Source organism: Bradyrhizobium sp. STM 3566, assembly GCF_045571445.1.
Classification (GTDB): Bacteria; Pseudomonadota; Alphaproteobacteria; order Rhizobiales; family Xanthobacteraceae; genus Bradyrhizobium; species Bradyrhizobium vignae.
This window is the reverse complement of sequence record NZ_CP120692.1, coordinates 1,260,910-1,284,884: the sequence shown is the minus strand read 5'-3', so window position 1 is coordinate 1,284,884 and position 23,975 is coordinate 1,260,910. Positions and strand designations below refer to the sequence as shown.

General features: G+C 64.5%; 25 protein-coding genes and 1 tRNA gene. 13 read left to right on the top strand and 13 right to left on the bottom strand.

The window, feature by feature from the left end:
- Positions 1–95: 95 nt before the first annotated feature.
- The 3 genes from P6U27_RS06195 (at position 96) to P6U27_RS06185 (ending at position 1,571) form a co-directional block, all read left to right on the top strand.
- Positions 96–884: a hypothetical protein gene (locus P6U27_RS06195; protein WP_245163272.1), complete on the top strand. Its 789-nt coding sequence runs from the start codon at positions 96–98 to the stop codon at positions 882–884.
- 13 nt (positions 885–897) lie between these two features.
- Positions 898–1,023 carry a hypothetical protein gene (locus P6U27_RS06190; protein WP_283809938.1) on the top strand — a complete coding sequence of 42 codons (126 nt, stop codon included), beginning with the start codon at positions 898–900 and terminating at the stop codon, positions 1,021–1,023.
- A 152-nt stretch (positions 1,024–1,175) separates the two neighbouring features.
- A complete protein-coding gene (locus P6U27_RS06185; RefSeq protein WP_122401104.1) occupies positions 1,176–1,571 on the top strand; it encodes a GFA family protein in 396 nt (131 codons plus the stop codon).
- Positions 1,572–1,586: 15 nt separating this feature from the next.
- Here the strand turns inward: P6U27_RS06185 and P6U27_RS06180 are convergent, their stop codons facing one another.
- Positions 1,587–2,516: a CobW family GTP-binding protein gene (locus P6U27_RS06180; protein ID WP_407193737.1), complete on the bottom strand. Its 930-nt coding sequence runs from the start codon at positions 2,514–2,516 to the stop codon at positions 1,587–1,589.
- A 3-nt stretch (positions 2,517–2,519) separates the two neighbouring features.
- Positions 2,520–4,010 (bottom strand): amidohydrolase family protein, encoded by a 1,491-nt coding sequence (locus P6U27_RS06175; RefSeq protein ID WP_407193736.1) that lies wholly within the window; start codon positions 4,008–4,010, stop codon positions 2,520–2,522.
- Positions 4,011–4,161: 151 nt separating this feature from the next.
- Between P6U27_RS06175 and P6U27_RS06170 the strand changes: the two genes are divergently transcribed.
- The gene (locus P6U27_RS06170) at positions 4,162–4,377 is read left to right on the top strand and encodes a hypothetical protein (RefSeq protein WP_181956129.1); all 216 of its coding nucleotides are present in this window, start codon (positions 4,162–4,164) and stop codon (positions 4,375–4,377) included.
- 184 nt (positions 4,378–4,561) lie between these two features.
- The gene (locus tag P6U27_RS06165; protein WP_122401101.1) at positions 4,562–5,584 is read left to right on the top strand and encodes an alpha/beta hydrolase; all 1,023 of its coding nucleotides are present in this window, start codon (positions 4,562–4,564) and stop codon (positions 5,582–5,584) included.
- A 218-nt stretch (positions 5,585–5,802) separates the two neighbouring features.
- Here P6U27_RS06165 and P6U27_RS06160 read toward each other — a convergent pair whose 3' ends face one another.
- The 4 genes from P6U27_RS06160 to P6U27_RS06145 form a co-directional block, all read right to left on the bottom strand.
- Entirely contained in the window at positions 5,803–5,943 is a 141-nt protein-coding gene (locus tag P6U27_RS06160; RefSeq protein WP_160118753.1) for a hypothetical protein, read from the bottom strand.
- Positions 5,944–5,968: 25 nt separating this feature from the next.
- Positions 5,969–6,505, bottom strand: a complete 537-nt coding sequence (locus P6U27_RS06155; RefSeq protein WP_122401100.1) for a right-handed parallel beta-helix repeat-containing protein — start codon at positions 6,503–6,505, stop codon at positions 5,969–5,971.
- Positions 6,506–6,710: 205 nt separating this feature from the next.
- Positions 6,711–8,528, bottom strand: coding sequence for a UvrD-helicase domain-containing protein (locus P6U27_RS06150; RefSeq protein ID WP_122401099.1), 1,818 nt, complete (start codon positions 8,526–8,528; stop codon positions 6,711–6,713).
- 487 nt (positions 8,529–9,015) lie between these two features.
- Positions 9,016–9,630, bottom strand: coding sequence for a TetR/AcrR family transcriptional regulator (locus tag P6U27_RS06145; RefSeq protein ID WP_160118752.1), 615 nt, complete (start codon positions 9,628–9,630; stop codon positions 9,016–9,018).
- Positions 9,631–9,741: 111 nt separating this feature from the next.
- On the opposite strand from P6U27_RS06145, the gene P6U27_RS06140 reads away from it, so the two are divergent.
- The 6 genes from P6U27_RS06140 to P6U27_RS06115 all read left to right on the top strand — a co-directional run bounded on the left by P6U27_RS06140 (position 9,742) and on the right by P6U27_RS06115 (position 15,728).
- Positions 9,742–10,632: a metallophosphoesterase gene (locus P6U27_RS06140; protein WP_407193735.1), complete on the top strand. Its 891-nt coding sequence runs from the start codon at positions 9,742–9,744 to the stop codon at positions 10,630–10,632.
- Between the two features lie 23 nt (positions 10,633–10,655).
- On the top strand, positions 10,656–11,960 hold the full coding sequence (locus tag P6U27_RS06135; RefSeq protein WP_209296299.1) for an ABC transporter substrate-binding protein: 1,305 nt from the start codon (positions 10,656–10,658) through the stop codon (positions 11,958–11,960).
- 91 nt (positions 11,961–12,051) lie between these two features.
- Positions 12,052–13,002 (top strand): carbohydrate ABC transporter permease, encoded by a 951-nt coding sequence (locus tag P6U27_RS06130; RefSeq protein WP_407193734.1) that lies wholly within the window; start codon positions 12,052–12,054, stop codon positions 13,000–13,002.
- Positions 12,992–13,870, top strand: a complete 879-nt coding sequence (locus P6U27_RS06125; RefSeq protein WP_122401096.1) for a carbohydrate ABC transporter permease — start codon at positions 12,992–12,994, stop codon at positions 13,868–13,870. Before P6U27_RS06130 ends, P6U27_RS06125 begins: the two co-directional genes overlap by 11 nt.
- Positions 13,870–14,607 carry a tyrosine-protein phosphatase gene (locus tag P6U27_RS06120; RefSeq protein WP_244607868.1) on the top strand — a complete coding sequence of 246 codons (738 nt, stop codon included), beginning with the start codon at positions 13,870–13,872 and terminating at the stop codon, positions 14,605–14,607. Before P6U27_RS06125 ends, P6U27_RS06120 begins: the two co-directional genes overlap by 1 nt.
- On the top strand, positions 14,607–15,728 hold the full coding sequence (locus P6U27_RS06115; protein ID WP_122401094.1) for an ABC transporter ATP-binding protein: 1,122 nt from the start codon (positions 14,607–14,609) through the stop codon (positions 15,726–15,728). The genes P6U27_RS06120 and P6U27_RS06115 overlap by 1 nt, the downstream gene beginning before the upstream one ends.
- 545 nt (positions 15,729–16,273) lie before the next feature.
- On the opposite strand, the gene P6U27_RS06110 is transcribed toward P6U27_RS06115, so the two are convergent.
- Both P6U27_RS06110 and P6U27_RS06105 read right to left on the bottom strand, forming a co-directional pair.
- Positions 16,274–16,348: transfer RNA gene (locus P6U27_RS06110), tRNA-Glu, on the bottom strand.
- A gap of 217 nt (positions 16,349–16,565) precedes the next feature.
- Positions 16,566–16,910 (bottom strand): hypothetical protein, encoded by a 345-nt coding sequence (locus P6U27_RS06105; protein ID WP_122401093.1) that lies wholly within the window; start codon positions 16,908–16,910, stop codon positions 16,566–16,568.
- On the opposite strand from P6U27_RS06105, the gene P6U27_RS06100 reads away from it, so the two are divergent.
- Positions 16,909–17,916 carry an RluA family pseudouridine synthase gene (locus P6U27_RS06100; protein ID WP_209296298.1) on the top strand — a complete coding sequence of 336 codons (1,008 nt, stop codon included), beginning with the start codon at positions 16,909–16,911 and terminating at the stop codon, positions 17,914–17,916. The genes P6U27_RS06105 and P6U27_RS06100 overlap by 2 nt on opposite strands.
- A 217-nt stretch (positions 17,917–18,133) precedes the next feature.
- Positions 18,134–19,033, top strand: a complete 900-nt coding sequence (rpoH, locus tag P6U27_RS06095; RefSeq protein WP_122401091.1) for an RNA polymerase sigma factor RpoH — start codon at positions 18,134–18,136, stop codon at positions 19,031–19,033.
- Positions 19,034–19,200: 167 nt separating this feature from the next.
- Here the strand turns inward: rpoH and P6U27_RS06090 are convergent, their stop codons facing one another.
- The 5 genes from P6U27_RS06090 to P6U27_RS06070 form a co-directional block, all read right to left on the bottom strand.
- Positions 19,201–19,827, bottom strand: a complete 627-nt coding sequence (locus P6U27_RS06090) for an N-acetylmuramoyl-L-alanine amidase (RefSeq protein WP_122401090.1) — start codon at positions 19,825–19,827, stop codon at positions 19,201–19,203.
- Positions 19,828–19,862: 35 nt separating this feature from the next.
- Positions 19,863–21,074, bottom strand: a complete 1,212-nt coding sequence (locus P6U27_RS06085) for a GGDEF domain-containing protein (protein WP_122401089.1) — start codon at positions 21,072–21,074, stop codon at positions 19,863–19,865.
- Positions 21,075–21,709: 635 nt separating this feature from the next.
- Positions 21,710–22,321 carry a LysE family translocator gene (locus P6U27_RS06080; RefSeq protein ID WP_407193733.1) on the bottom strand — a complete coding sequence of 204 codons (612 nt, stop codon included), beginning with the start codon at positions 22,319–22,321 and terminating at the stop codon, positions 21,710–21,712.
- 56 nt (positions 22,322–22,377) lie between these two features.
- Complete coding sequence (locus P6U27_RS06075; protein ID WP_122406398.1) at positions 22,378–22,752, bottom strand: response regulator; 375 nt, start codon at positions 22,750–22,752, stop codon at positions 22,378–22,380.
- A gap of 275 nt (positions 22,753–23,027) precedes the next feature.
- On the bottom strand, positions 23,028–23,834 hold the full coding sequence (locus P6U27_RS06070; RefSeq protein ID WP_122401087.1) for a lytic transglycosylase domain-containing protein: 807 nt from the start codon (positions 23,832–23,834) through the stop codon (positions 23,028–23,030).
- Positions 23,835–23,975 lie beyond the last annotated feature (141 nt).

Here is a 23,975-nt window from a genome sequence, read left to right as displayed (position 1 = left end):
GCCGATGCCGCGACGCGGAAATACCAGACGTCTCGCAGCGCTCTTTCGCTAGCCCGCACGCCTGCAACGAAGGCGCTGACCTCGGTTTCGAGCGATTGCAGCTTCTGCGCCAGCCGGCCACTCGATTGCAGGACGAGGCCGGCGGCCTCGCCGGTCGCCGCCGTGGCGTCGGTGAGGCCGGAGATGTTTTGCGAGACCTGCCCGGTGCCGGAGACGGCATCGAGGCAAGCGAGACTGACTGCATCAGAGATACGAATTCTTCCAATCTAGAACACCTCGACGTCGCCTCTCCGAGCGTTGACTTGATGAGGTCTCTGGCAGAACGATCGGCGCAGATCATCCGCGCCAACTCCGGCGTGAGCGCAGCCAAAGGCCAGAGGCTCAATGCATCAATCGACACATACCAGGGTCCTCGAGCTCCCTGCGCTGAGCGCGGCGGAGCGGCTCTTCATCTGGGGATTCAGGCGAAGGCACGCAGCGGAGGCGCCGTTCCGACCGCGGCCGATATCAAGGAGGTGTACGACCATTTTTGCGTCGGCGATGCCGTGCCGTCGCTGGAGTCCATCATCGAGATCTTCGCCTGCACGGCCCATACCGCCATCGAAGTGCATTGCCCGACTTGTCCCCGCATGTCGGACGGCGAGCACGGAATTCTGCGCGCCATCGCCGCGGCGCAGCGGGACCGCATCGATGTCGCGCGCGAGCAGTTCGAGCGCTGGCTGCTACCGGTCGGCGCCGATTGGGCGCTCGCGCCGGTCCAGGGGCTTGCAACGATCTTCCGCATGGCCGGTCTCATCCTGCCCGACCGGCACCTGCGGTCTTTCGAGCATGACCGGATGATGGCGATGAAGAGCTGGCTGGTCGGAAGCCCCACGCTGCATTGACCAGGCGGGCTTGATGCGCCTGCTTGCGGTCGCACGGCGCAAGCAGCCGGGTGAGCTCGCCTCACTCGTTTGCCAGTTCGTCGGCTCCGACAAGGAGGACGCGGCGACGCTGGCGCGGTTGCGTTCTGCTGAGCTTTGACAGGCTCTGGTCGCATATCTCCTCTTGAGAATTGATCGCCGGAAGGCTCTGATGGGGTGCGGAGATCGATACGATGATCCGACTGCGCGGCGCCCACGGCGCTCCCCGGACGAGACGGACGAAGGCACCGGCCGAGCCGGAGGTTGAATGAGATGGTGGTGTTCCGCGGCAGCTGCCTGTGCGGAGAGGTCGCCTTCGAGGTCGATGGTCCGTTCGACCGTTTCCTCAACTGCCACTGCTCGCGCTGCCGCAAGGCGACAGGAACGGCGCATTCCTGCGAGGTCATCGTGAAGGCGCAGGCGCTGCGATGGCTGCGCGGTGAAGCATCCGTCGCGCGCTTCGATCTGCCCAATGCGCGAAGCTTTGCCACCGCGTTCTGCAAGATCTGCGGCAGCCCGATGCCGCATTTGACTCGCAGCGGGCGCGAGGCGATCATCCATGCCGGCGCGTTCGACGAGAAGCTGGATGCGACACCCGACCGGCATGTGCAGTGGTCATCGCGCGCCGAATGGTATGTCCATGGGGATGGATTGTCCGTGGAGGATTGAGACACGACGCGGGCTTCACACCCCATCAACGCACGCCTCCATGATCGCGTCGAGCTGCGCCTTCGAGAGAACGCCGAGCTCGGCGATGAAGACGATGCGTGATCGCGGCACGCCCGGCGCCGGCGCATCGCCGGGTGCCAGCGTCGCGCGGCCGGCCGCGAACTGGAACACCATCATGCGGCCGGGCTGCTCGACGGTCTCGAACAGGCCTTTGGCGCGCGCCAGCTTTGGCGCCAATCGGTTGATGGCCTGCTGCAGGCGGGGCAGCGAGACCGGCTTGTCCGAGGTCCAGCTCAGCGTCTCGAAGCGTTCTTCCGCCGGCCGGCGCGGGCCGACCTCGCGCGGCGCGGGCGCGCGATCGGCATTCGCAGGGAACAGCAGCGCGGCCGGAATCTCGCCGTGGTTTGCATCAACCACCACGGCGGGAACACGCAGCGCGCGGATGGCCGCGCGTATCCGCGCCCCCGCGCCCGCATCCGCCAGATCCAGCTTGCTCAACGCGACGATATCGGCGACGCGCAACTGCGACCGCAGCAGCGCGTCATCCAGGGCCGTTGCCGGCGCCGTCGCATCCACCACGCAGAGCACCGTCTCCAGCGGCGCCTCGCGCAGGATCACCGGGTCCATCAGATTGCGCACGATGTCGGCGGGATCGGCGACGCCGCTGGTTTCGATGACGATATACTCGGGCTTGGGATCTCGCCGCAGCAGCGTCGAGAGCGTGCGCAACAGATCGCCCTCGAGCGAGCAGCAGATGCATCCATTGCTGAGGCTGACCACGCCATCGCTCGCGCCCGCGATCAGCTCCGCATCGATGTTGATCGCGCCGAAATCGTTGACCACGGCGGCGATGCGCCGCCCCTCAGCATGCGCCAGCAGATGGTTCACGACCGTGGTCTTGCCGGCCCCCAAAAAGCCCGTCACCAGGAGAATGGGGACCTGCATGGGTCAGCCCTCAACGACAGGGCGGCGCACGGGCTTACCCGGCCGCGCCGCCACATCAAGCACGCCATCGCTGATCAGCACCTCGCCGCTGACAATCAGATGCCGCACGCCTTCGGAGGGACGGTTCATCGCCGTGAAGGTCGCGCGGTCCGAGAGCTTCTCGTAATCGAACACGACGACGTCGGCATCCGCGCCTTTCGCAAGCCGGCCCTTGGCCCGCATCGCGGGCGTGCTCTGCGAGAGGATCTCCGCGGGGATCAGCGCGCATTTGCGCACGCCCTCCAGCAGCGAAACGGTCTTGCGCTCGCGCACCCATTCGCGGATGAATTTCGTGAAGCAGCCGGCCGAGCGCGGATGCGAGGTGGCATCATCCGGCAGCGGCCAGGCATCGCCGGTATAGGTGGTGCCGTCGGAGAGCGTCCATGGCATCGCGTCGGAGGCAATCGCGCCGCCGGGATAGAGCACCGACATGTCGAGCAGGTCGCGGTGATGCGCATTGTTCTCGGTGTCGAGGATGTGCCAGAGCACCAGCGAGGACGGCTCTTCGGCCTGCGCCTTGAGCAGCTCCTCGCGGTCGTGGAAGCGGTAGCCGTCGGTCACGCGCTGGACGGAATCGTAGCCGGTGCCGTTGCGCTCGACGAACTCCGGATCACTGAAGAAGGCGGCGGCCAGCACGGTCGAGCCGGTGCCGTAAGGATAGGCTTCGACCGTGATCGGCAGCCCCTGCGCCTGCGCCTTCTCGATCAGCACGCGGCAGCGCTCGACGTCGGTCTTGCTCGACGAGTTGAAATGGCAGATGTGCATGTGCGCGCCGGTGGCGCCGGCATAGCCGATCAGGCGGATATAGGCCTCCGCCGCGCTTTCGGGGTCGATGCGCGACATGAACGCGACATGGGTGAAAGTCGGCACGTCCTTGGCCGCAGCCAGCTGGCACACCGCCGTCAGCTCCTGGACGCCGGCGCCCTGCGCATAGGCGTTCAGAATGCCGATGCCGATGCCGCCTTCGTTGAGGCCGCGGGTGAGACGCTCGAGGATGCCTGATACCTCCGCATCGGTTGCGACATTGTCCATCCAGCGGCGATCGCGCATGGCGTTGCCGAACGCCTCCAGCGAGCTCTCCGCATTGGAGCCGGTCATCGCGCCGATGCGCGCGAAGGCCCAGTTGGTGGCTGCGCCATAGTTCAGCACGCGGCCCTTCCGCGCCTGGCGCTCATACCAGGATGCGACCGGCAGCACGCCGGCCTCGAGATCGAGCGTCGTCGTGACGCCGTCGAACGCCTGCATGCGGTCGGCCGGGATCGACTGTCCATGCGCATGCAGGTCGATGAAGCCCGGGGCCACCACAAGCCCGGTCGCGTCGATCACCCGCTCGGCGCCGCCGAGGCCCGTGCCGACCGCGGCGATCTTGCCGTCCACCACCGCCACATCACCAACGGCGTCCATCCCGCTCGCGGGATCCACCACCCGGCCGCCAGAGATCACCAATCCGCTCATCTCGCCACTCCTCCGCCTTGAAATCGCATCAAGGCAGATTCCGGGGGCAACGACCACCTTCACGAAGGCCGATGCATCATGCTTCAGCGGAAGGCCATTTAGGGGATCGCAGACACGCGCCCGCATCCTCGCGGCAGGATTTGCCCGAGCTATGCTCCGCTTCACGCTCGATTTTGCCCGCGAGTGTCTGCCTGATGATTTCGACGACGTCCGTTATTTCTTCAGCAAGCGAGGCGCTTACCCGAAATTCAAGGCCCTGCTCGCCAGACGAGGTGCGATCGATCGATGGCATGCATACGAGAATAAGGCGATAGAGCAGGCCTTGCGCGAGCGGTGCGCGCTGCATGAGATCGAAATCGTGGGCTGATCTGACGTCCCCGCTCGGACACGGTTGGAACTTCGCCGGACGCTCGCAAGTCCTGCGGCGGGAACGTGGACGCCATGTCCACGCTGCCGAGTGCGAAACTGGCTCTGCCGTCTTCTCGCCCCCATTGTCATTCAGGGAGCTGGGCGGGGCGGCGTTACGGTGGGCAAAGTTCCCGAGGTTCCGTGTGATCGTCCGACGTCTTCTGCAACGCGACTCCCGTCATTCTGTTTCGCGCCGCGCGCTTCTTGGCGGACTCGTGTCGGCAGGAAGCGCACTCGCGCTGGGCGGATGCGCCGGCTTGGGTGCGACCGGCGCACGCTTCGACGCCTCGTCGCTGTCCGTTGACCCCACATTGCTCGTCGTCACCACGCGTAAGCCCGTGAACGGCCGCACCAAACCCTGGTTCGGGCCGGAGCGCGCGACGAGCATGACGGTCGCGCGGGCGAAGCTGGTGGCCCCGGACGAGAGCCGTCTTTCTCTCGCCTCGGTTGGACTCGACGATTGGCGTCTCGACCGGATCGAACCGGTGTCGACCGACGCCGGCGATCTCGCTGCGCAGGCCGGCGCAGGGGACGTGCTGATCTATGTGCACGGCTTCAAGCAGACATTCGAGACGGCGGTGCTGGATGGCGTCCATCTCTCCGACGGAATCAAGTTCCGCGGCCGGACCATGGTGTTCTCCTGGCCGTCCAAGGCCGGACTGTTCGACTACGCCTATGACCGCGACAGCGCGATGTGGTCTCGCGACGCTTTCGAACGCGTGCTCTCCGCGCTCGTCTCGGCGCCAGGCGGCGGCCGCGTGCACATCGTTGCGCACAGCATGGGAACGATGCTGACGCTCGAAAGCCTGCGTCAGCTTTATGCCCGATACGGCGATACAGTCACGAGCAAGATCGGCGCTGTGGTGTTTGCCTCGCCCGACATCGATATGGACGTGTTCTCGTCGTCAATCCAGCGCATCGGTCCGCTAACCGGCAAAATCACCGTGATTGCCTCGACGAACGATCGTGCACTGGCGCTGTCGGGGCAGATCGCCGGGGGAATGACCCGGGTCGGCGCCGCCGAGAAGGCCACCATCGCGCGGCTCGGCGTGCGCGTGGTCGATGCCTCCCAGGAAGGCTGGGGCATCATCAACCACGACCTGTTCTTGTCGAATGCGGAAGTGCAGCGCGTGATCCGCCGCTCGATCGACGGCACCACGGCGTAAGGGCGCGCACTTGCGCAGCTAGGGCGCGATCAGATTGGGATGAATCGTTGCCGCGCTTCAGGTCATTGCTTGAGCAGGATCTTTTCAGACCACCGCGTCGCGCTTTGAGCAAACGCGGCCCTCCGGGTGGCGGTGTCGCCACGGCGCCGCTAGCCGGCGGCAACACCGCCGCCGGCTAGCTGGCTCTTGGCGCTCGCTAAGCAGTTCGTCCCATCTGCTTACGCGAAGTGGAAGTCGTGGCTGTTCAGCTTGTCGAGCTGGGTGTTCTTCAGCGTGAGGGTGTCGCTCCCCGCCGCGATAACGACGTCGTGGCCTGACTGGGCCGCGTGGGAGAGAACGCTCGCAAAACTGTCGAACACGCTCTTGCTGAACTCACCGAAGTCATTATTGAATGATCATCACGGCCGACACGTAGCTGTTCTCGTTGATGACCGTGTTGTGCCGAATGACGACGTCTGAAACGCCGCCGTCGATCTCGATACCATCGTAGTGCGGGCCACCCAATGACGTGCCGAGACGCACATTCGGCGCATTCATGTGGTGGATATAATTGTCTTGGACGAGGCTCGAGCCTGTAACAATAATACCGTTCTCCACGTCATGGATATCGTTGCGCAGGAATGTGCCGGACCCGACAATGCCGTTCGCGCCATTTGGGCTGCTTCCAACGTTTATAATCTCGCTATCCTTGACGACAGTTCCTGCAACGCCATCCTTGATCCAGATGCCGGTCCAATCGCTGGACGTGATGCGGCTATTCTCAATCGTGACGTTATCGGCCTGGACCGAAATCGTGCCTTTGACATCGAGAGCGTCGATTACGGTACCTGGCTGAGTGACAGTCACGTCGCCCGATGGAGTCGGAATAACGCCACTAGGAAGACCGGTGCTATTCGCGTCTGGAAATCCAGCAATTGCCATGTTGTGTTCATCCCCTTGAGCGATGCACGCGCAGACTAAGTTTCATGCGGTTCGATACGTCGCGGCTCAGTCCGACTTGATCTGGTTCTTTGCCGCCCCATCAGGAGAACTGAAAACTAATGATCAGGATTTAATTTCGACGGAGCGCGTTGTTTAAAAGCAGGCGACGAACGACCGATGTGGTTCGCGTCGATACCAACATGCTCTACGCTATCAAACGCTGCACCAATGCCGACTCGCTCGAATACGTCAGCAGCGCTTCGTGAGTCGCCCGGGTCACCCCGACATAGGTCAGCCGGACACATTCCTCCACGGTCTCGCCGTGGCGGCCGAGCAAGCCCAAGCCGGCAATGGCGACGCACGGAAACTCCAGTCCTTTCGCGGTGTGCATGCTCAGGAACCGCACGGCGACGCGCTTGACCGAAACCCTGTTGCGATTGTCCTTGGCCATATCGATCGGCACGTCATGCCTGGCGAGGATCTGCGCGACCCGCCCGCCGATCCAGTGCTCCGGGTAGAGACACGCCATCTGCGACCACTCGTACCCGGCTTTCTTCCGGTCGAGAAACCACTCGGCGACGCAGTGAGCTTCTGCGTCGATGCTCACGCAACGCCGCACCGCGGGCTCCAGTCCCTGCCGACCCGCATCCTCGGGCAACAGGATGGCGTGCTCATCGTCGGCCGTGACGCCGGGAGCGCCAATGACGTCTGCAGCGAAGCGTCGTGCGAAGGCAACGATTTGCGCCGTGTTGCGATAGTTGACTTTCAACACGGTCGTTCTGCCCTTCGCCTCGATCCCGAGCTGACTCCACACCGGGCGCTCACGTCCTTTATAGATGGCCTGAATATCGTCGTAGACGACCATCAGCGCCTTCGTGCGCGGGTTCACCATCTTGGCCGCCAGCGCGAGCCATTGCGGCTCGAAGTCGTGCGCCTCGTCGATCAGGACAGCGTCGTACTGCTCCATTGGGATGTGGCCTTGATCGACGGCCTTCACGACCTCCGACACGCTCGCAGCCAGGCGTTCTGCGTAGTCAGGATAGTCTCGCTCGGAGGGGGCCGGAATCCCATAAGTCCGCAGCATCCGGTAACACCAGGAATGAAAGGTGAGAACCTGAACGCGGTGCTCCACGCCCCTGCTCTGCATGGCGTCCTCGAGCCGCCCGGCGATGCCGTTGGCGTAACACAGGATCAGCACCGGCTTTGCCGCCGCACGTGCCAGATACTCGGCCCGAAATGCCAGGATCAGCGTCTTGCCCGATCCGGCGACGCCGCGAATGATTCGATGCCCTTCTCCCAGACTGCGCGCGAACTGCTCCTGATGCAGGTCCATGACCGCAAGCGTCCGGTCCGAAGGATCGGCCCGAGGCGCGTCGTCCAGAGGCAGGGCGATCTGCCGTATGCGGATTTCCGGAAAGAGCAGCGCCCGCAGGCGGTCGAACTGCGGCATGGATAGGGGGTCTCCGAGACGCGGATGAACCATGCGCCACAATCTGGCCCGGAATTCCTCGGGATCGGCGCCCTCCGTCATTTCGTCCTTGAACAGACAGAGGTGCTCGGCGAACACCTCCTTGAGATCGGTCTGGTCGAACTGCCTGCGCGTGATGTTGGTGAACACGGTCCCGAAGCCGAACGGAACAATGGCCCGGCCCGCGAAGCGATGACCGGGCGGAAACAACAATTGCCCGTCGCGCTCCAGTGTGCGCACGACCTCGAACGTGTACTTGCGAGCCCGCTCGAGCGGATTACTCTCCCGCACGACACCACGACTTGTCAGCAACTCGACCTTCGTCTTGTCCGCCGAAACGATCGTCTCCAGCCGCCAGTCTTTCACCTCGAGCACGAGCAAACCGTTCGCGGGATGAACGATAATGAAATCCGGATGCCGGTTGAGAGGGCCAACCGGGAGGTTGTGCCAGACGACGGTGTTGTCTTCGAGGAAGTCCTTGAGCCGCTCGGCCAATCGAAGCTCGCCACGGCTGTCGAAGCGCGCGAAGCCGAGACTCGGGATCAGGATTGCCATGTTGCGACTGCGAGGGCCATTGCGGACCACCTTGTGAGACTACGCATGTGGCAGGGCAGTCTCTCCAGGTTCACATGGTCGCCTAGAGTGTGCAGGTTTTCAATGGCTTAGGATTATCTGGCGCTCCCTGGGGGGAATCGAATCCCTGTTTCAGCCTTGAGAGAATTGCATCTCGTACGTTGGTGTTGGCGAACACCGGCGAACGTCAATAAACGACGTATTTTCAATCGCTTAGTTCGTTCACGCTCGGTACTATGCGCCTCAATTCTCGACCGGCTTTTGAAGAAACCTTGAAGAAATGGAGCACATGGTTGGCACGCGGAGCTCGTCACTCGAAACGCGAACAGCTCCCGAAACGAGTGCCAGGCGCGCCCCCCTTACGATGATGATGCGCGACGCGCCCGACGGGCGTCACGGGCGGAACTCAGCTCGCGAGTTCGGTTACTCGCGCCGTCATTCGTAGTTAGGGCGGTAACGCCAGACGCGGTCAGTCCTCGCCGATCGCCTCGGGCTCCGCAGCGATCGCCGACCAGCACATCGCCGCAAGTTGCCGGCGCCTTTCCGGGCTGAGTTCCTCGCCGCGGGCGCGCATCCATTTCAAGGTGTTGCGCAGGCCGCCGCCGATGAAGGCGCCCATGTCGTGGGTTCCGAAATCGCGCAGCACGCCGGCCTCACGCGCCTCCCGGATGGTCTTGTTGGTGAAAGCGATGACTGGCGCGAAGATCTGCAGCATCTCGGCGGCGGGGACGATCGGCACGTTCGAGAGATATTCGAACAGCAGCGCCCGGTCGGCATCCGTCCAGACGAAGGCGATATAATCCTCGATATAACGGCGCAGCCGCGCCTCGGGCGAAGTCGCGGCATCGTGCTCGACGATCAGCGCCGCGACGATAGCTTCGGTCAGCTGCGCATAGACGCCGCGGACTAGGTCGTCCTTCGATTTGAAGTAGGTGTAAAGTGAGCCGGTGGCCACGCCGGCCGTCGAGGCGATCTCCGCCATCGAGCATTGCAGGCCGTTGCGAACGATGAGCTTGGCGGTGGCGGCCAGGATCCGCTCGCGCTTGTCGAAAACGATGGCATGCATGATTGAATGAACGTTCATTCGGTTGTCATGATGCCTAGATAGGGTGCCGCCGCCCTCGCGCAAGAGCGAATACGCTGCCTTCAACAAACGTATCCGTCTGCGCCCCTCGATTTGACGCAGAGCCCCGCCATGTCGCATCCGCTGACCTTCGTCCACCTCACCGACCTGCACATCGGCGACCCCGCCGTGCAGGACGACCATCTCTATTCCGACACCACCGCCACGCTGCGGGCGATCCTCGCCGATGTGAAGCGCATCGAGCCGAAGCCGAGCTTCGTGATCGCCAGCGGCGACCTGACCAATCGGGGCGACATCGGGAGCTACGAGCAGCTCAAGGCCATCCTGGCCGAGGCCGCGCTCGACATGCCGGTGCTCTTCACCCTCGGCAACCACGACAAGCGCCAGGGCTTCTATCCTGCCATGCTCGGCCGGACCAAGGATCTGTCCGTCCCTTACGACCATTCTGCGGTGATCGACGGCATCCATGTGATCCTGGTCGACACCAGCACGCCCTACAAGATCGGTGGGCATTTCGAACCGGGGCAGCTCGACTGGTTGGCGGCCGAGCTCGACCGCGAGCCGGGACTGCCGAAGCTGATCGCGATGCACCATGCGCCGGCACTCGATGCCGACCGGCCCGACCTGGAATGGGAGGCACTCTCCTTCACCGATACAGAGGCGCTCCGCGCGGTGCTCGACGGCCGCCGCAACGTGCTCGGCATCCTCTGTGGCCATATGCATTACGACCGCGTCAGCAACTGGCACGGTATCCCGGTGATCGTCGGCATCGGCCAGCATGCCGCCACCGACGTGCTGCGGCTGCATGAGGAACTGCGCATGGTCTCCGGCGCCTTCTTCGCGATCGGCACCGTGCGCTCCTCCGGGCTGACGATCTCCTTCGTGCCGCAGCCGGCCGAGCGCCGCGAGCTCAAGGTTCACAGCTTCTCCGGCATGGCCGAGATCATCAAGCGCTACGAGGCCGAAGCTGAGGCCCAAGCCCAGACGCTGGCCGCCGAATGACCCACCTCACAGGAACCATGATCATGAACGTCAGATCCTTCCTGCGGGGCGCGCTCGCGCTCCTGGCGGCAGGCGCCGTGCTTCCGGCTCTCGCTCAGAACGTCCCTGCGACCGTCGACCGCCCTGTGACGATCAGCTACTACAACTACAACCTCGCCTCGGCCGGCATCGGCGCCGAGGCGACTAAGCGGCTGATCGCCCAGTTCGAGGCCGTCAATCCTAAGATCAAGGTCGAGCCGGTCGGCGCCAGCTCCTTCGAATTGACCAGCCGCGTCCAGGCCGATGTCGCCGCCGGCCGCATTCCGGACGTGGCGCAGATGGTGTTCTCCGACCTCGCCTTCGGCGTCGACAATCTCGGCGTCGCGGCGCTGGAGGACATCGTGTCGGAGGAGGAGCGCAAGGCTCATTTTGCCGGGATGTCGCCCAACGGGCTGAAGCTCGGCATGCTCGACGGCAAGACCTACGGCCTCGCCTATACCTTCTCGACCCCGGTGCTGTTCTACAACGCCGATCTGTTCAGGAAGGCCGGGCTCGACCCGGACAATCCGCCGAAGACCTGGGCAGAGGTGAAGACCGCGGCGCTCGCCATCACCAAGAAGACGAAGGCAGCCGGCGTCGCGACCGGCATCTTCGGCGCCTCGGCCGGTGACTGGCTGTTCCAGGGCGTGCTGCGCTCCAACAACGGCAGCCTGATGAGTGACGATCGCAAGAAACTGACCTTCTCCGAGCCGGCTTCGGTCGAGGCGGTGGCGATGCTGCGCGATCTCTACGACAGCGGGGCCTACACCAATCTGGAGATCGACGCGGCGATGGAGGGCATGGCCGCCGGCAATATCGGGATGTACCTGCAGACCTCCGCCATCCAGGGTTTTTTGGTCCGCGGCGCCCAGGGCAAGTTCGACTTGCGCGCCTCCACCATGCCGCGCTTCGGCGACAAGCCGCAGCGTCCGAACAATTCGGGCAGCGCGCTGGTGATCCTCAGCCGCGATCCGCTCAAGCGCCGCGCCGCCTGGGAGCTGATGAAGTTCATGACCTCGAAAGAGGCCTATACCGTCATCACCTCCGAGATCGGCTATTTGCCGCTGCGCACCGACATCGTCGACGATCCGCAATATCTCGGCGATTGGGTCAAGAAGCACCCGCTGATCAAGCCCAATCTCGAACAGCTCGCGATGCTGGAGCCTTGGGTCTCCTTCCCTGGCCCCAACTACCGCCAGATCCAGAAGATGATGATGGAAGGCGCGGAGATGGCCGTGTTCGGCGGCATGAATCCCGCCGACGCGATGAAAGCCGCGCAGGACAACGCCCAGGCCCTGATGCCGCGCTGATCGCCCGGACCCCGGCTCGCCATGCGCGGCGGGCCGGGACTTCCACGTTCGTTTCATCGCCCTGCCGAGAGACATGATGTCGGACGCCACCTTGAGCGGGCCTGTGCAGGCCCCACCACAGCCCCTGCGCCTTCCCCGCCCCGCGACGCCCACCCGGCGCGCGTCGGCCTGGCGGATCGCGCCCTGGCTCTATCTCGCGCCAGCCGCCGCCACGCTGATCCTGTGGATCTACTGGCCGCTGCTCGACGCCTTCCGGCTCAGCTTCTTCCGCTGGAACATGCTGCCGGGCGCGCCGATGACCTTCGTCGGCTGGGAAAACTACCAGAACATCTTCGCCCTGCCGAAATTCTGGCAGGCGCTGCGCAACACTGGCCTCTACATCCTCGGCCTCGTCCCGCTCGCCGTCATCGTCCCGACGGTGGTGGCAATCTACACGCACGACCTGCCGGCCCGCTCGCGCAATTTCTACCGCACCGTCATCTTCGTGCCGATGATCATCGCGCCCGTGGTCGCGGCCGCGATCTGGCGCTGGCTGCTCGATCCCGCGCACGGCATGGTCAACGAGGCGATCACGCTCTTCGGCTTCCGCCCGGTGCGCTTCCTGCAGGACCCAACCGTCGCGATCTGGACCATCATCGTCCTGACCGGCTGGAAGCTGATCGGCTTCTCGACGCTGATCCTCTCGGCGGCCAACGCCAACATCAATCCGGCACTGATCGAGGCCGCCCGCATGGACGGCGCTTCCAAATGGGAGATCGTCCGCGACATTCGCCTACCGCTGCTGCGCTCGACCATCCTCTTCCTGGCGCTGATGACGATCCTGCTCGGCGCGCAGTGGAGCTTCTCCTATATCCATGTGCTGACCGGCGGCGGACCGCTCGGCTCCACCACGAACATCTTCTACATCCTATGGGATTTCGGCTTCTCCACCCTCTCGGTGGGCTGGAGCTCTGCCGCGGCCGTCATCCTCTTCCTCGGCTTCGGCGCGCTGGCCTTCGTGCTCTTGCGCCTGATGGACAGGTACTCCTTCCATGACAACTGACGCGATGACGCTCACGCCGGCCCGGCCTCTGCCGAAGCCGGCCCGCCGCCCGCGCAAGGCGAAGCCGAGCCGGAGCTGGAACACCGCCGCCGGCCATCTGGTGATGGTCGTGCTCGCGATCTTCTGCCTGTTCCCCGTCTACTGGATGATCGTCTCCTCGCTGCGCCCGGCGAACGCCATCTTCGAGACCACGCTCTGGCCGAGCACGGCCTCGCTCGACAATTACTCCTATGCGCTCAAGGCGATCCCGATCCTGCGGATGCTGGTCAACACGCTGGTCGTCGCCGCGACCGTCACCGTGGTGCAGCTCTTCACCGGGCTACTGGCCGCCTATGCCTTCGCGCGCTGGCGCTTTCCCTGCGACAAGCTGATCTACACGCTGATCGCGCTGACCTGGCTCGTGCCCTTCCAGGTGGTGATGATCCCCAACTATCTGCTCGTCGCCAATCTCGGCCTGCTCGACAATCTTTTGGCGCTGATCCTGCCGCATTTCGCGGCGGCGCTCGCGATCCTGATGCTGGCGCAGTCGATGCGCTCCTTCCCGCGCGAGGTGCTGGAGGCAGCGCGCATGGACGGCGCCCGGAGCTGGCGCATCCTGTGGGAGATCGTCACGCCCAATCTGCGCGGCACCATCGCCTCGCTGGCGATCCTGATCTTCATCTCGACCTGGAACGAGTATTTCTGGCCGCTGCTGCTCTCGCGCTCGCCGCAGAACAGCGTCGTCCAGATCGGCATCCAGATGTTCATGAGCTCGGAGGGCACGCAATGGGGCCCGCTGATGGCCGCTTCCACCCTGGCGAGCCTGCCGATCCTCGTCATCTACGTCGTCCTGCAGCGGCAGGCCTTCATGAAATCCGGAATCCGTTGATGTACATCACCGTCCAGCGTCACCTGCCGATCCCCGGCACCTTCAACATCCGTGACCTCGGCGGCTATGCCGCAGGCTCCGCCGAGACCCGTTGGCGTCGCATCCTGCGCGCGGACGGCCTGCACCATCTCGATGCCGCGGGCATGACCGCTCTGACCGGAGAAGGCGTCACCACCGTCATCGACCTCCGACACGATCACGAGCTGCAGAGCCGCCCCAACCCGTTCCACGGACATCCCACCGTCGCCTATCACAACGTCTCGCTGTTCGAGCGGCTGGCGCCGGCCGACATGTCCGTCAGCGACGTCCTGCTCGATCTCTACATCCAGGCGCTAACCACACGGCACGGCGCGATCTCGCAGGTGCTGACCCTGATCGCTGAGGCGCCGCGGGGCGTCGTGCTGTTCCATTGCACCGCCGGCAAGGACCGCACCGGCCTTGTCGCCGCGCTGCTGCTGGCGCTGGCCGGGGTCGCCGACGCGACCATCCTCGACGACTATGCGCTGACCAAGCTGATGATCGCGCCGCTGCTCGACCGGCTGATCGCGGAGGCCGAAGAGCGCGACGCCGATCTCGCGGCCTTGCGCCCGCTGCTGGCCTGCGAGCCGCAGACCATGGCAGCGACCATCGCGCATATCCTCGACAACCACGGCTCGGTCGAAGCCTATCTCCTCGCAATCGGCCTGAGCGACGCCACCATCGCGCGGCTGAAGGCGCGCCTGCTGGAGGATGCGTGATGGCGAAGCTCTCCCTCTCCGGGCTCCGCAAGAGCTATGCCGGCAAGCAGGTCCTGCACGGCGTCGACGTCGAGATCGACCAGGGCGAGTTTGTGGTCATCGTCGGCCCATCCGGCTGCGGCAAATCCACCCTGCTGCGCATGATCGCCGGGCTCGAGGAGATCACCGAGGGTGAGATTGCGATCAACGGCCAGGTCGTCAACGATCTCGACCCCGCCGACCGCGGCTGCACCATGGTATTCCAGAACTACGCGCTCTATCCGCATATGACGGTCGCCGAGAATATCGCCTATCCCCTCAAGATTGCGCGCGTGCCCAAGCCCGAGCGCGAGAGGCGCGTGCGCGAGGCGGCCGCGATTGTCGATCTCTCCGACTATCTCGACCGCCGGCCGGCCCAGCTTTCGGGCGGGCAGCGCCAGCGCGTCGCCATGGGCCGGGCGATCGTCCGCGAGCCGCAGCTCTTCCTCTTCGATGAACCGCTTTCCAATCTCGATGCCAAGCTGCGCGTCTCAATGCGCATCGAGATCAAGCGACTGCACAAGCGGCTCCAGGCCACCTCGATCTTTGTGACCCACGACCAGGTCGAGGCCATGACGCTGGCCGACACTCTGATTGTGATGAATGGCGGCCGGGTTGAGCAAATCGGTGCGCCGGCGGAGATCTACGACAAGCCGGCATCGACTTTCGTCGCGGGCTTCATGGGCGCACCGGCGATGAACCTCCTGCCGGCTACGGTCTCCGGGCCCGGTCGGGTAACCCTCGACGGCATCCCCGACTCCTCGATCCAGATCGAAGGCTACGATGTGGCACCTGGAACGAAGGTCGTCTTAGGCATCCGCCCAGAGGACCTTGTGATCGACGCCGGCGGCGCTGACAGCTCCCTCTCCGGCGCGGTCGATCTTGTGGAGGAGCTCGGGAGTAGTCGTGCGGCGTATTGCTCCGTTGGGCCGCAGGAGCTGGCGGTCATCCTGCCCAAAGGTTTTGCTCTGGATCGCAGCGGTGCGATCGGGCTGGCGGTGCCCCCCAAGGCGGTTCATCTCTTTGATGCGGCAACGGGGCGGCGGCTGGAGTCCATGGAGGGCCAACGCTCCTGCGCAACGGCCATGAACGCCTCCGAATAGTCGGCACTGCTGCGCCCCCCCCCCGATCGTAGGCGATAGATGCGTCTGGCCGCGCTACCGAAGGGCACATGCATAGGAGCCGCGGCCCGCCGGACCCGGGATGAGGCTGACCAACAAAAGACTGCCGGCGTGGCGCAGAGCAGCTGCTGGGACGCATCTACGGAAAGTCGGAGAAAACGATCGCTCGGGGGAAAGACCGCTGGGCTTTTTGGCACTAAGCAGCGGGTCGCCTACGAGCTAATGCTAAACGTTGGCACTGCTCGCGTGGACACCCATTTGATCACATGGGTTCAGGCCGACGCTGACGAGTTCGAGTATACAAGACGCGGAGCTACCGCACACGAAATCATGGCCGCGCTCGGCCATCTCACTCTCGCTGAAGCTGAGCGCTATACGCGTGAAGCTGATCGCCGGCGCGGGGGGGGGGGCGGCGAGCAATCGTGAAGCTTGAAAATCACAAAGCGAACAGAACACCCCAAACCCCTTCGAAAAGTTTGGGGAAATCAGCGAAAACGATAGGAAAATCAAAATGAAGAAGAAAGCGCTGGCGCTCCCTAGGGGAATCGAACCCCTGTTTCAGCCTTGAGAGGGCCGCGTCCTAACCGCTAGACGAAGGGAGCGTGAGGGGTACGACATAGCCGCGAATTCCGCCGGCGGCAAGGTGAGATTCACGGGTTTCAAACGGCTTCGGCAACGCCGTCCTGGCGAAAACCCGGGGCCCAAAGGCAAATCGGAGCTGACGGGATTCGTTAACTGAACCCTGCGGCTTTGGGTGCCGAGTTGCGCTTCGCTTGTCCGGGACCACAGCGGAGTTATGCGTCGCGACTGCGGCCCACCTCACGGCTCATTGGCAAATTTCAGCTTCCCGGCCGGCTTCAAGGTGTGGGCATCGAAGGTGCGGATCTCGATGATCCCGCCGACATCCAGCGTGACCACGAGGCGGTCGCCGGCGACGCCGGTCGAGACGATCCTGGCGCCCTTGGGCAGGGTGGCGGTGACGTCGCTGGCCGCTTCGACCGCCCTTCCCTCGGACTTGAAAAGGCGGTAGCCCACCGCGATCACCACGGCGCAGATCGCCAGCGCCGTGGTCAACCCCGCGATCAGCATCATCCGCCGCACCCGCGCGAACAACGCGGCCTGCTCGGGGGTCGGCTCGGGAACAGCGGTATCAGACGTCGTCATGGAAAGCTCTGGGTCAGCGCAAAGGTTGGAGGTCGTGGTCGCCGGCGATGAGGGCTCGGCGCGGCTCGACCGCGTGCTGGCGGCGCGCCTGCCGGAGCTGTCGCGATCGAGGCTGAAAGCCCTGATCCTGGCGGGCGCAGTGCACCTGAAGGCCTCCGCGGTCCGCGACCCCGCTTATCACGTCGCATCCGGCGATACGATCATAATCGACGTGCCGGAGGCGGTGCCTGCGGAGCCCAAGGGGGAGGACATCGCCCTCGATATCGTGTTCGAGGACGACGACATCGTCGTCCTCAACAAGCCCAAGGGGCTGGTGGTGCACCCCGCGGCCGGCCACGAGACCGGCACCCTTGTGAACGCGCTGATCGCCCATTGCGGCGCCTCGCTGTCGGGCATCGGCGGGGTGCGCCGGCCCGGCATCGTGCACCGGCTCGACAAGGACACGACGGGGCTGATGGTGGTCGCCAAGAACGACCTTGCCCATGCCTCACTGACCGCCCAATTCGCCGATCACGGCCGCACCGGCGCGATGCGCCGCGGCTACATGGCCTTCGCCTGGGGCGTTCCGAACCGGCACCGCGGCACCGTCGATGCGCCGATCGACCGCCATCCGCACGCGCGCGAGAAGATGGCGGTGCGCCAAGGCGGCCGCGAGGCGGTGACGCACTGGGAGATTCTTGAGAGCTTCAATGGACGCGACGGCAAGGGCGTCGCCGCCCTGCTCGCCTGCGAGCTCGAGACCGGCCGCACCCATCAGATCCGCGTCCACCTTGCCCATATCGGCCACCCGCTGATGGGCGATGCCGTCTATGGCCCGCATTTCAAGACCAAAGCCAACCAGCTCGGCCCCGAGTCGCAAGCCGCGTGGGCGGCGCTTGGGCGACAGGCCTTACATGCTTACCTGCTGGTATTGGAGCACCCGAGGACAGGAGAACTTCTGCACTGGGAAGCGCCTCTGCCGGAGGATTTGCTTCTCCTTCAAAGCGCCCTCAAAGCGGCGCTATGACGCAGGCCGCTTCAGAAAGTCTTTACATTACAAAAAGTTATAGCTGCCACACGGGGACGTGACGTCAGCAATCCTTCCCTTTCCGCCCCCCGATGGGGTATATTGCCCCTGCGTTGAAATGATCAACGCGGAACATCGCAGCTACGGCCGGCTTTAACACAGCGGTCGTCTGCCTGGCCCGCCGCTATCGGGGGCCTGAACCTTTGGAGGGCGCACTATGGCCCGTACCGCTGCTTTGCCGGTCCTCAATGGAGAATCCGGCCTTTCTCGCTACCTCGCCGAGATCCGCAAGTTTCCGATGCTGGAACCCCAGCAGGAATACATGCTCGCCAAGCGTTGGCGCGAGCATGACGATCGCGACGCGGCACACCAACTCGTCACCAGCCACCTCCGCCTCGTGGCCAAGATCGCCATGGGCTATCGCGGCTATGGCCTGCCGATCTCCGAGGTCGTCTCGGAAGGCAATGTCGGCCTGATGCAGGCGGTGAAGCGTTTCGAACCCGAGAAGGGGTTCCGTCTCGCCACCTACGCCATGTGGTGGATCAAGGCGTCGATTCAAGAGTACATCCTGCGTTCCTGGTCGCTCGTGAAGATGGGCACTACCGCGAACCAGAAGAAGCTGTTCTTCAACCTGCGCAAGGCGAAGAGCAAGATCAACGCGCTGGACGAAGGCGATCTCCGCCCCGACCAGGTGCAGATGATCGCCAAGCGCCTCGGCGTCACCGATCAGGACGTGATCGACATGAACCGCCGCCTCGGTGGCGACGCGTCGCTCAACGCGCCGATCCGCGACGACGGCGAAGCCGGCGAATGGCAGGACTGGCTGGTCGACAACACGCCCAACCAGGAAGCCATGATGGCGGAGCACGAGGAGTATGATCATCGCCGTGACGCGCTGAACGGCGCCATGGGCGTGCTCAACCCGCGCGAACGCCGCATCTTCGAGGCCCGCCGCCTCGCCGATGAGCCGATGACGCTGGAGGACCTCGCCGCCGAGTTCGGCGTGTCGCGCGAACGCGTCCGCCAGATCGAGGTCCGCGCCTTCGAGAAGGTGCAGTCCGCGGTCAAGGGCACGATCGCGAAGCAGGAACAGGCTGCGCTGGAAGCCGCGCACTGAACGACGGCCCAGCGCCAGAGATTGGCGGATCGAAAGAGACGAAAAGCCGGCGGCAACGCCGGCTTTTTTGTTTTGGACTTGAGAGGATCAATGCTCCATGCTCGCTGCAGGAGACGTATGCGCCCAGATGTTGCTTACTTTGAGCGCACCGCCGACGCCGTACTAACTCACTCTCCCCATTCCCTTGCCAGCGTCGCGAGCGTGCAGCCTTCGCAATAGCGCGCGTCCTTGTAGTCGATCCAGTTGTGCGCATAGACGCGACCAGCCGGGATGTCGTAGCGCGCGCGCAGCACCTTGACGAGGATCTTCCAGGCCGCGACCTGTGCTTCGGTCGGGGCCGCCGTCACGTCGGGATAGTTGCCGGCGAACTCGACGCCGATCGAATTGTCGCGCACGACCTGACGATAGGTCGGCCTGTTGTCGATGTATTTGTTGTCGTTGCGGTTGGCGCCGTCGCCATGGGTCGGCACCAGGTTTTCGGCGACCGCCCAATAGACCGTGCCGTCGGTCTCGACCCAGATCGTGACGCCGCGCCGCGTCGGGTTCTTCGCCTGCGCTTGCGCGCCGCCGCGCGCCGAGCCCGCTGGTCCCTCGGTCTGGTGCACGATGATGTTGCGCCAGGCTCTTGCGTTGCGGACGTCGCCCCATGGCGCCAGCCAGACGATCTTCAAGCCGGGGATGTCGGGCGTGCCGGAGGCGCGCGCGAGTTTTGCGAGCTCGGCGTCGGCTGCAACGGCTGGTGCGGTCAAGAAGAGTGCGGCGAGGAGGAACGCGAGCAGGCGGGACATCATCATGCGGGTCCAATGACGGACCCCAATCGTAGCAGGCTTTACGCGAATGTGCGCTTGCCCTCGGCCAGCCTGATCGGCTCCGGCGCGAGCGGCGGAGCGGGATCATAGACCGCAAAATCGTTCTTGCCGTCCTTCTTGGCGGCATAGAGGGCGTGGTCGGCGTTGGCCATCAGTCGGTCCGGGAATTCTCCGATGCCGCGATCCCACTGCGCGACCCCGATCGAGATCGCGATCGGAATGTCGCTGCCGGTGCAACCGGCGGCATCCCGACGGCAGACCTCGAGCACGCGGCGGGCGATCGCGGCAGCCTCGCGCAACGACGAGGACGGCAGCACGACGCAGAACTCGTCGCCGCCGGTGCGGGCGAGCATGTCGCCGGGCCGGAGGCGCGTCTGCGCCATCAAGGTGAAGTGCTTGAGGCAGGCATCGCCGGCGGCATGGCCATGGGTGTCGTTGATGGTCTTGAAGCCGTCGAGGTCGATCACCAGCAGCGAGAACGGCTCACCGCTGCGCGCTGATCGGGCGCATTCCTCGGACAGGCGCTGCAGCAGATGGCGCCGGTTGGCAACGCCGGTGAGATCGTCGAGCAGCGCAAGGTCGGCGACCTCGCCCCGCAGCCGGTCCATCGCCATCAGCAGGAAACCGAAATTGAGCGTCATCGACAGGAACAGCAGCCCCAGCACCATGACGGCATGGTTCTGACCGCCCGCGACCGCCGAGAAATCATGGCCGAGCAGGTTGCCCAGGACGCGCGTGCAGAACGTCGCGACCATGGCGGTGATGACGATGCCGGACAGCCGGGCTCCCGGGCTAACTCGGCCTTCCGGTGGCGACAGCAACAGACCCAGCGAGCGCAACAGCGGCAAACACTGCCCGAGCGTGTAGCAGAGCATCCGCAGCGGCATGTGATCGAAACCGAACTTGAAGAAAGCGGCGCCGCAGAGGCTCAAGACGCCGGTCGCGAGCATAAATCGCCAGGACACTGGCCGACCATAGAAGCGTTGGATGCCCATTGCGGCGAAGCAGCTCGCCGCGATGATGCCGGCGCCGCCGATCAGAAGCGGCATAGGGGACATGGCCAAGAGGCCAATCAGGGCGACCATCGCGCCGGCCGCACCGACGAAGGCCGATGCCATCCAGAACCGCGCAGCCGCGAATTTCGGATAGGAGCGCGTCACGTAGGCCCAGATCAGGCCGAGCGCGAGGAAGTTGACGATGAAGACCGTCCAGAGTGTCGGTACGTTCAGCATGGCGAGCGCAGCGCGCGCAGCGTCGCGTCCCCCATTCCTGGCAGCCGTTCGTCCATGACCCGCCCCCGTTTTCTTGCGGGGAAGAATGCGCGGGTTGCACTTAACGGAGTCTCACTGGAATCCTTCAAAGCGCGCCTTTGGTTTTGGATTCATGAACGGCGCAGTCGCGTTCTCGGATCGTTAGGCATTTCGCTGCCGTCGCGGCGCGACACGCTTGATGCGGATTCGCGCGGCAAAATCACCCGAAAATGCATCTGAGCTGTGGATAACGCGATGACGGAGATATGACAGCGCGGGGCAGCCGGCTCCGAATCTGCTGAGTTTGTGGTCGAGGATGTTGCGAGGCTGGCCCTCCGCCGAGCATGCCTCGAGTCGCGTTCCACCATTAACCCTTAAGAGGATACTATGGCTAAGAAAGCGAAGAAGGCGGCGAAGAAGAAGGCGAAAAAGGCCAAGAAGGCGAAGAAGAAGTAACGAGGCTTCTGTTCTTTGCCCGGGTGGGGTTCTCGCTCCGCCCGGGCTTCGGGTGGCATCGATCGGGTTTGAAGATGGCGGGCGGCGGGCCCGCTTTTTTATTGCCTCACTCCGCTCTCTCGCTCCCTCTTCCCACGCTTGCGGGAGAGGCGAAGAGACGCCTACCGCTCGGCAAACGCCAGCTTGGCGCCGAGCGCGGCGAAGCCGGCGGCAAAGCTGCGCCGCAGCCAGGCCATGACGCGGGGACGGGAGATGACGCGCTCGCGCACCGCAGCGGCGAGGAAGCCGTAGAGGACGAACACCGCAAAGGTCATCGCCATGAAGGCGCCGCTCAATTCCAGCATGCGCGCCAGCACATGGGCCTCCTCCGCCGCGATGAACTGCGGCAGGAAGGCGAGGAAGAAGATCGACAGCTTTGGATTGAGGATATTGATCAGAAAGTCGGTGACAATGACGCGGCCACTCGATCGCTCCTTGATCTCGCCGCTAACCGCGAGCGTCCCCGCCTCGCGCAGCGCCTGCCAGGACATGTAGAGCAGATAGGCGACCCCGCACCATTTCAGCGCGGCGAAGGCAAGCGCGCTGGTGTGGAGCACGGCCGCAAGGCCGAGCATCGCCGCCACCATGTGCGGCACGATTCCGAGCGTGCAGCCGAAGGCGGCGGCTATGCTGGCCTGCGAGCCGCGGGTCAGCGCCGCGGCCAGCGTGTAAAGCACGCCGGTGCCGGGCGAAGCGATGACGATCAGCGAGGTGAGCAGGAAGGACAAGGTCATTGGCTGACCTTATCACCACTGGCTCGCGGCGAGAAAGCGAGCTCTCTGGCGAGCCGTCAGGACAGCTGAGCGATCTCGGCCTCGCGCAGCACGTCGAGCGGCGCCCAGGGCTTGGCCCAGAACTTGGCGCCGTCGGGCAAGGGCTGCTTCAAGGGGCGGCCGGAAGTGACGACGACATCGAGCTTCGGATTGCGGTGCTTGGCCACGTGCGCGAGCTCGACGCCGTTCATGCGGCCGGCAAGCTGGATGTCGGTCAGCATCAGACAGAGCGAGCCGGCGCTCGTGTCGAGGACGCGCTCCGCCGCCTCGGCGCTCTCGCACTGGATGACTTGGTAGCCGCTCTCTTCCAGGAGGACGCAAAGCATCTCCCGCTGCATGGCGTCGTCCTCAACGATCAGCGCTGTCGCGCGAAATGGCGTCGCTTGTCCCATCGGCAGCTCCCAATGCATGCCTCCATAACACATGTTAAAAACCCGAAGCCGGCAACGGTTCGGTTTCATTTCAAAAAAAGTGATTGATGGTTCCGCCGATTGGACTCGACGGGGAAAGCATGACCGGGACGAGGCGCAGCGGCGCCACCTCACACTCCGCTGTCCTTCCCCGCGAAAGCGGGGAATCCGGTACGCCGCGGTTTATCGATCGAACCACAACCATCTCGGACTGGATCGCCCGGTCAAACGGCCGATGAAACCGATTATGTGAAGCTCTATTGCCCCATCAATCGGTCGGCGAAATACCCGATCGTCTTGCGATAGACCACCGCCCTGTTCCACTCGCGCATCGCCTCGAAATTGGCGGTGCCCTCGCCATAGGGCTGGCCCATCTTGAAGCCGCTCATGTGCAAGAGGTTCGCGGTCGAGGCGAGCACGTCGGGGACGCTGTGGCGGAGGTCGACATGGCCGTCGCCGTCGAAATCGACGCCGTATTTGATGTAGGACGACGGCAGGAACTGGGTCTGGCCGATCTCGCCGGCATAGGCGCCGATGAGGTCGCGCAGCGGCAGGTCGCCGCGCTGCACGATTTTGAGCGCCGCGAGCAGCTCGCCCTGGAACAGATCGGTGCGGCGGCAATCATGCGCGAGTGTCGCCAGCGTGCGGATCACCGGCAGCTTGCCCATGTCGCCCTTGCCGAAATCGCTCTCCAGCCCCCAGATCGCGACCAGGATGTAGCGGGGCACGCCGAACTGCTGCTCGATGCGCGACAGCAGCGCAGCATGGCGCTGCAGCAGAGCCCGTCCGCCATTGATGCGGCCGGGGCCGACGCGGGTCGAGACATACTGCTCGAAGCTCTTATTGAAGGTGTGGCGCTGGCGCCGGTCGAAGGCGAGCACGGCGCCATCAGGCGTCACGCCGCCGAGCGCCGCGCTCGTCACGCTCGCGGAGACGCCGGCCGCCTGCGCCTCCGCGGCCATGCCGGCAATGAAGCTGTTGAAGTCGCCGCCGCAGCGGGCGGCCTGCGCCGGCCCGCCGGCCAGAGTCACGACCAACGCGGCGGCGAAAAGCAGTCTCAGCATGTGGAGCAATCCCCCAAAATCCCAGCGCGAAGCAGTGCGCGATCATGCCCGGGAACACTGCGAGCGTCAAAGCGCAACGGCTTGAAGCGCAAGGCTTGATCCGCATCAAACTGTCTCACGCCCTGCTTTCTAAACTGAGCG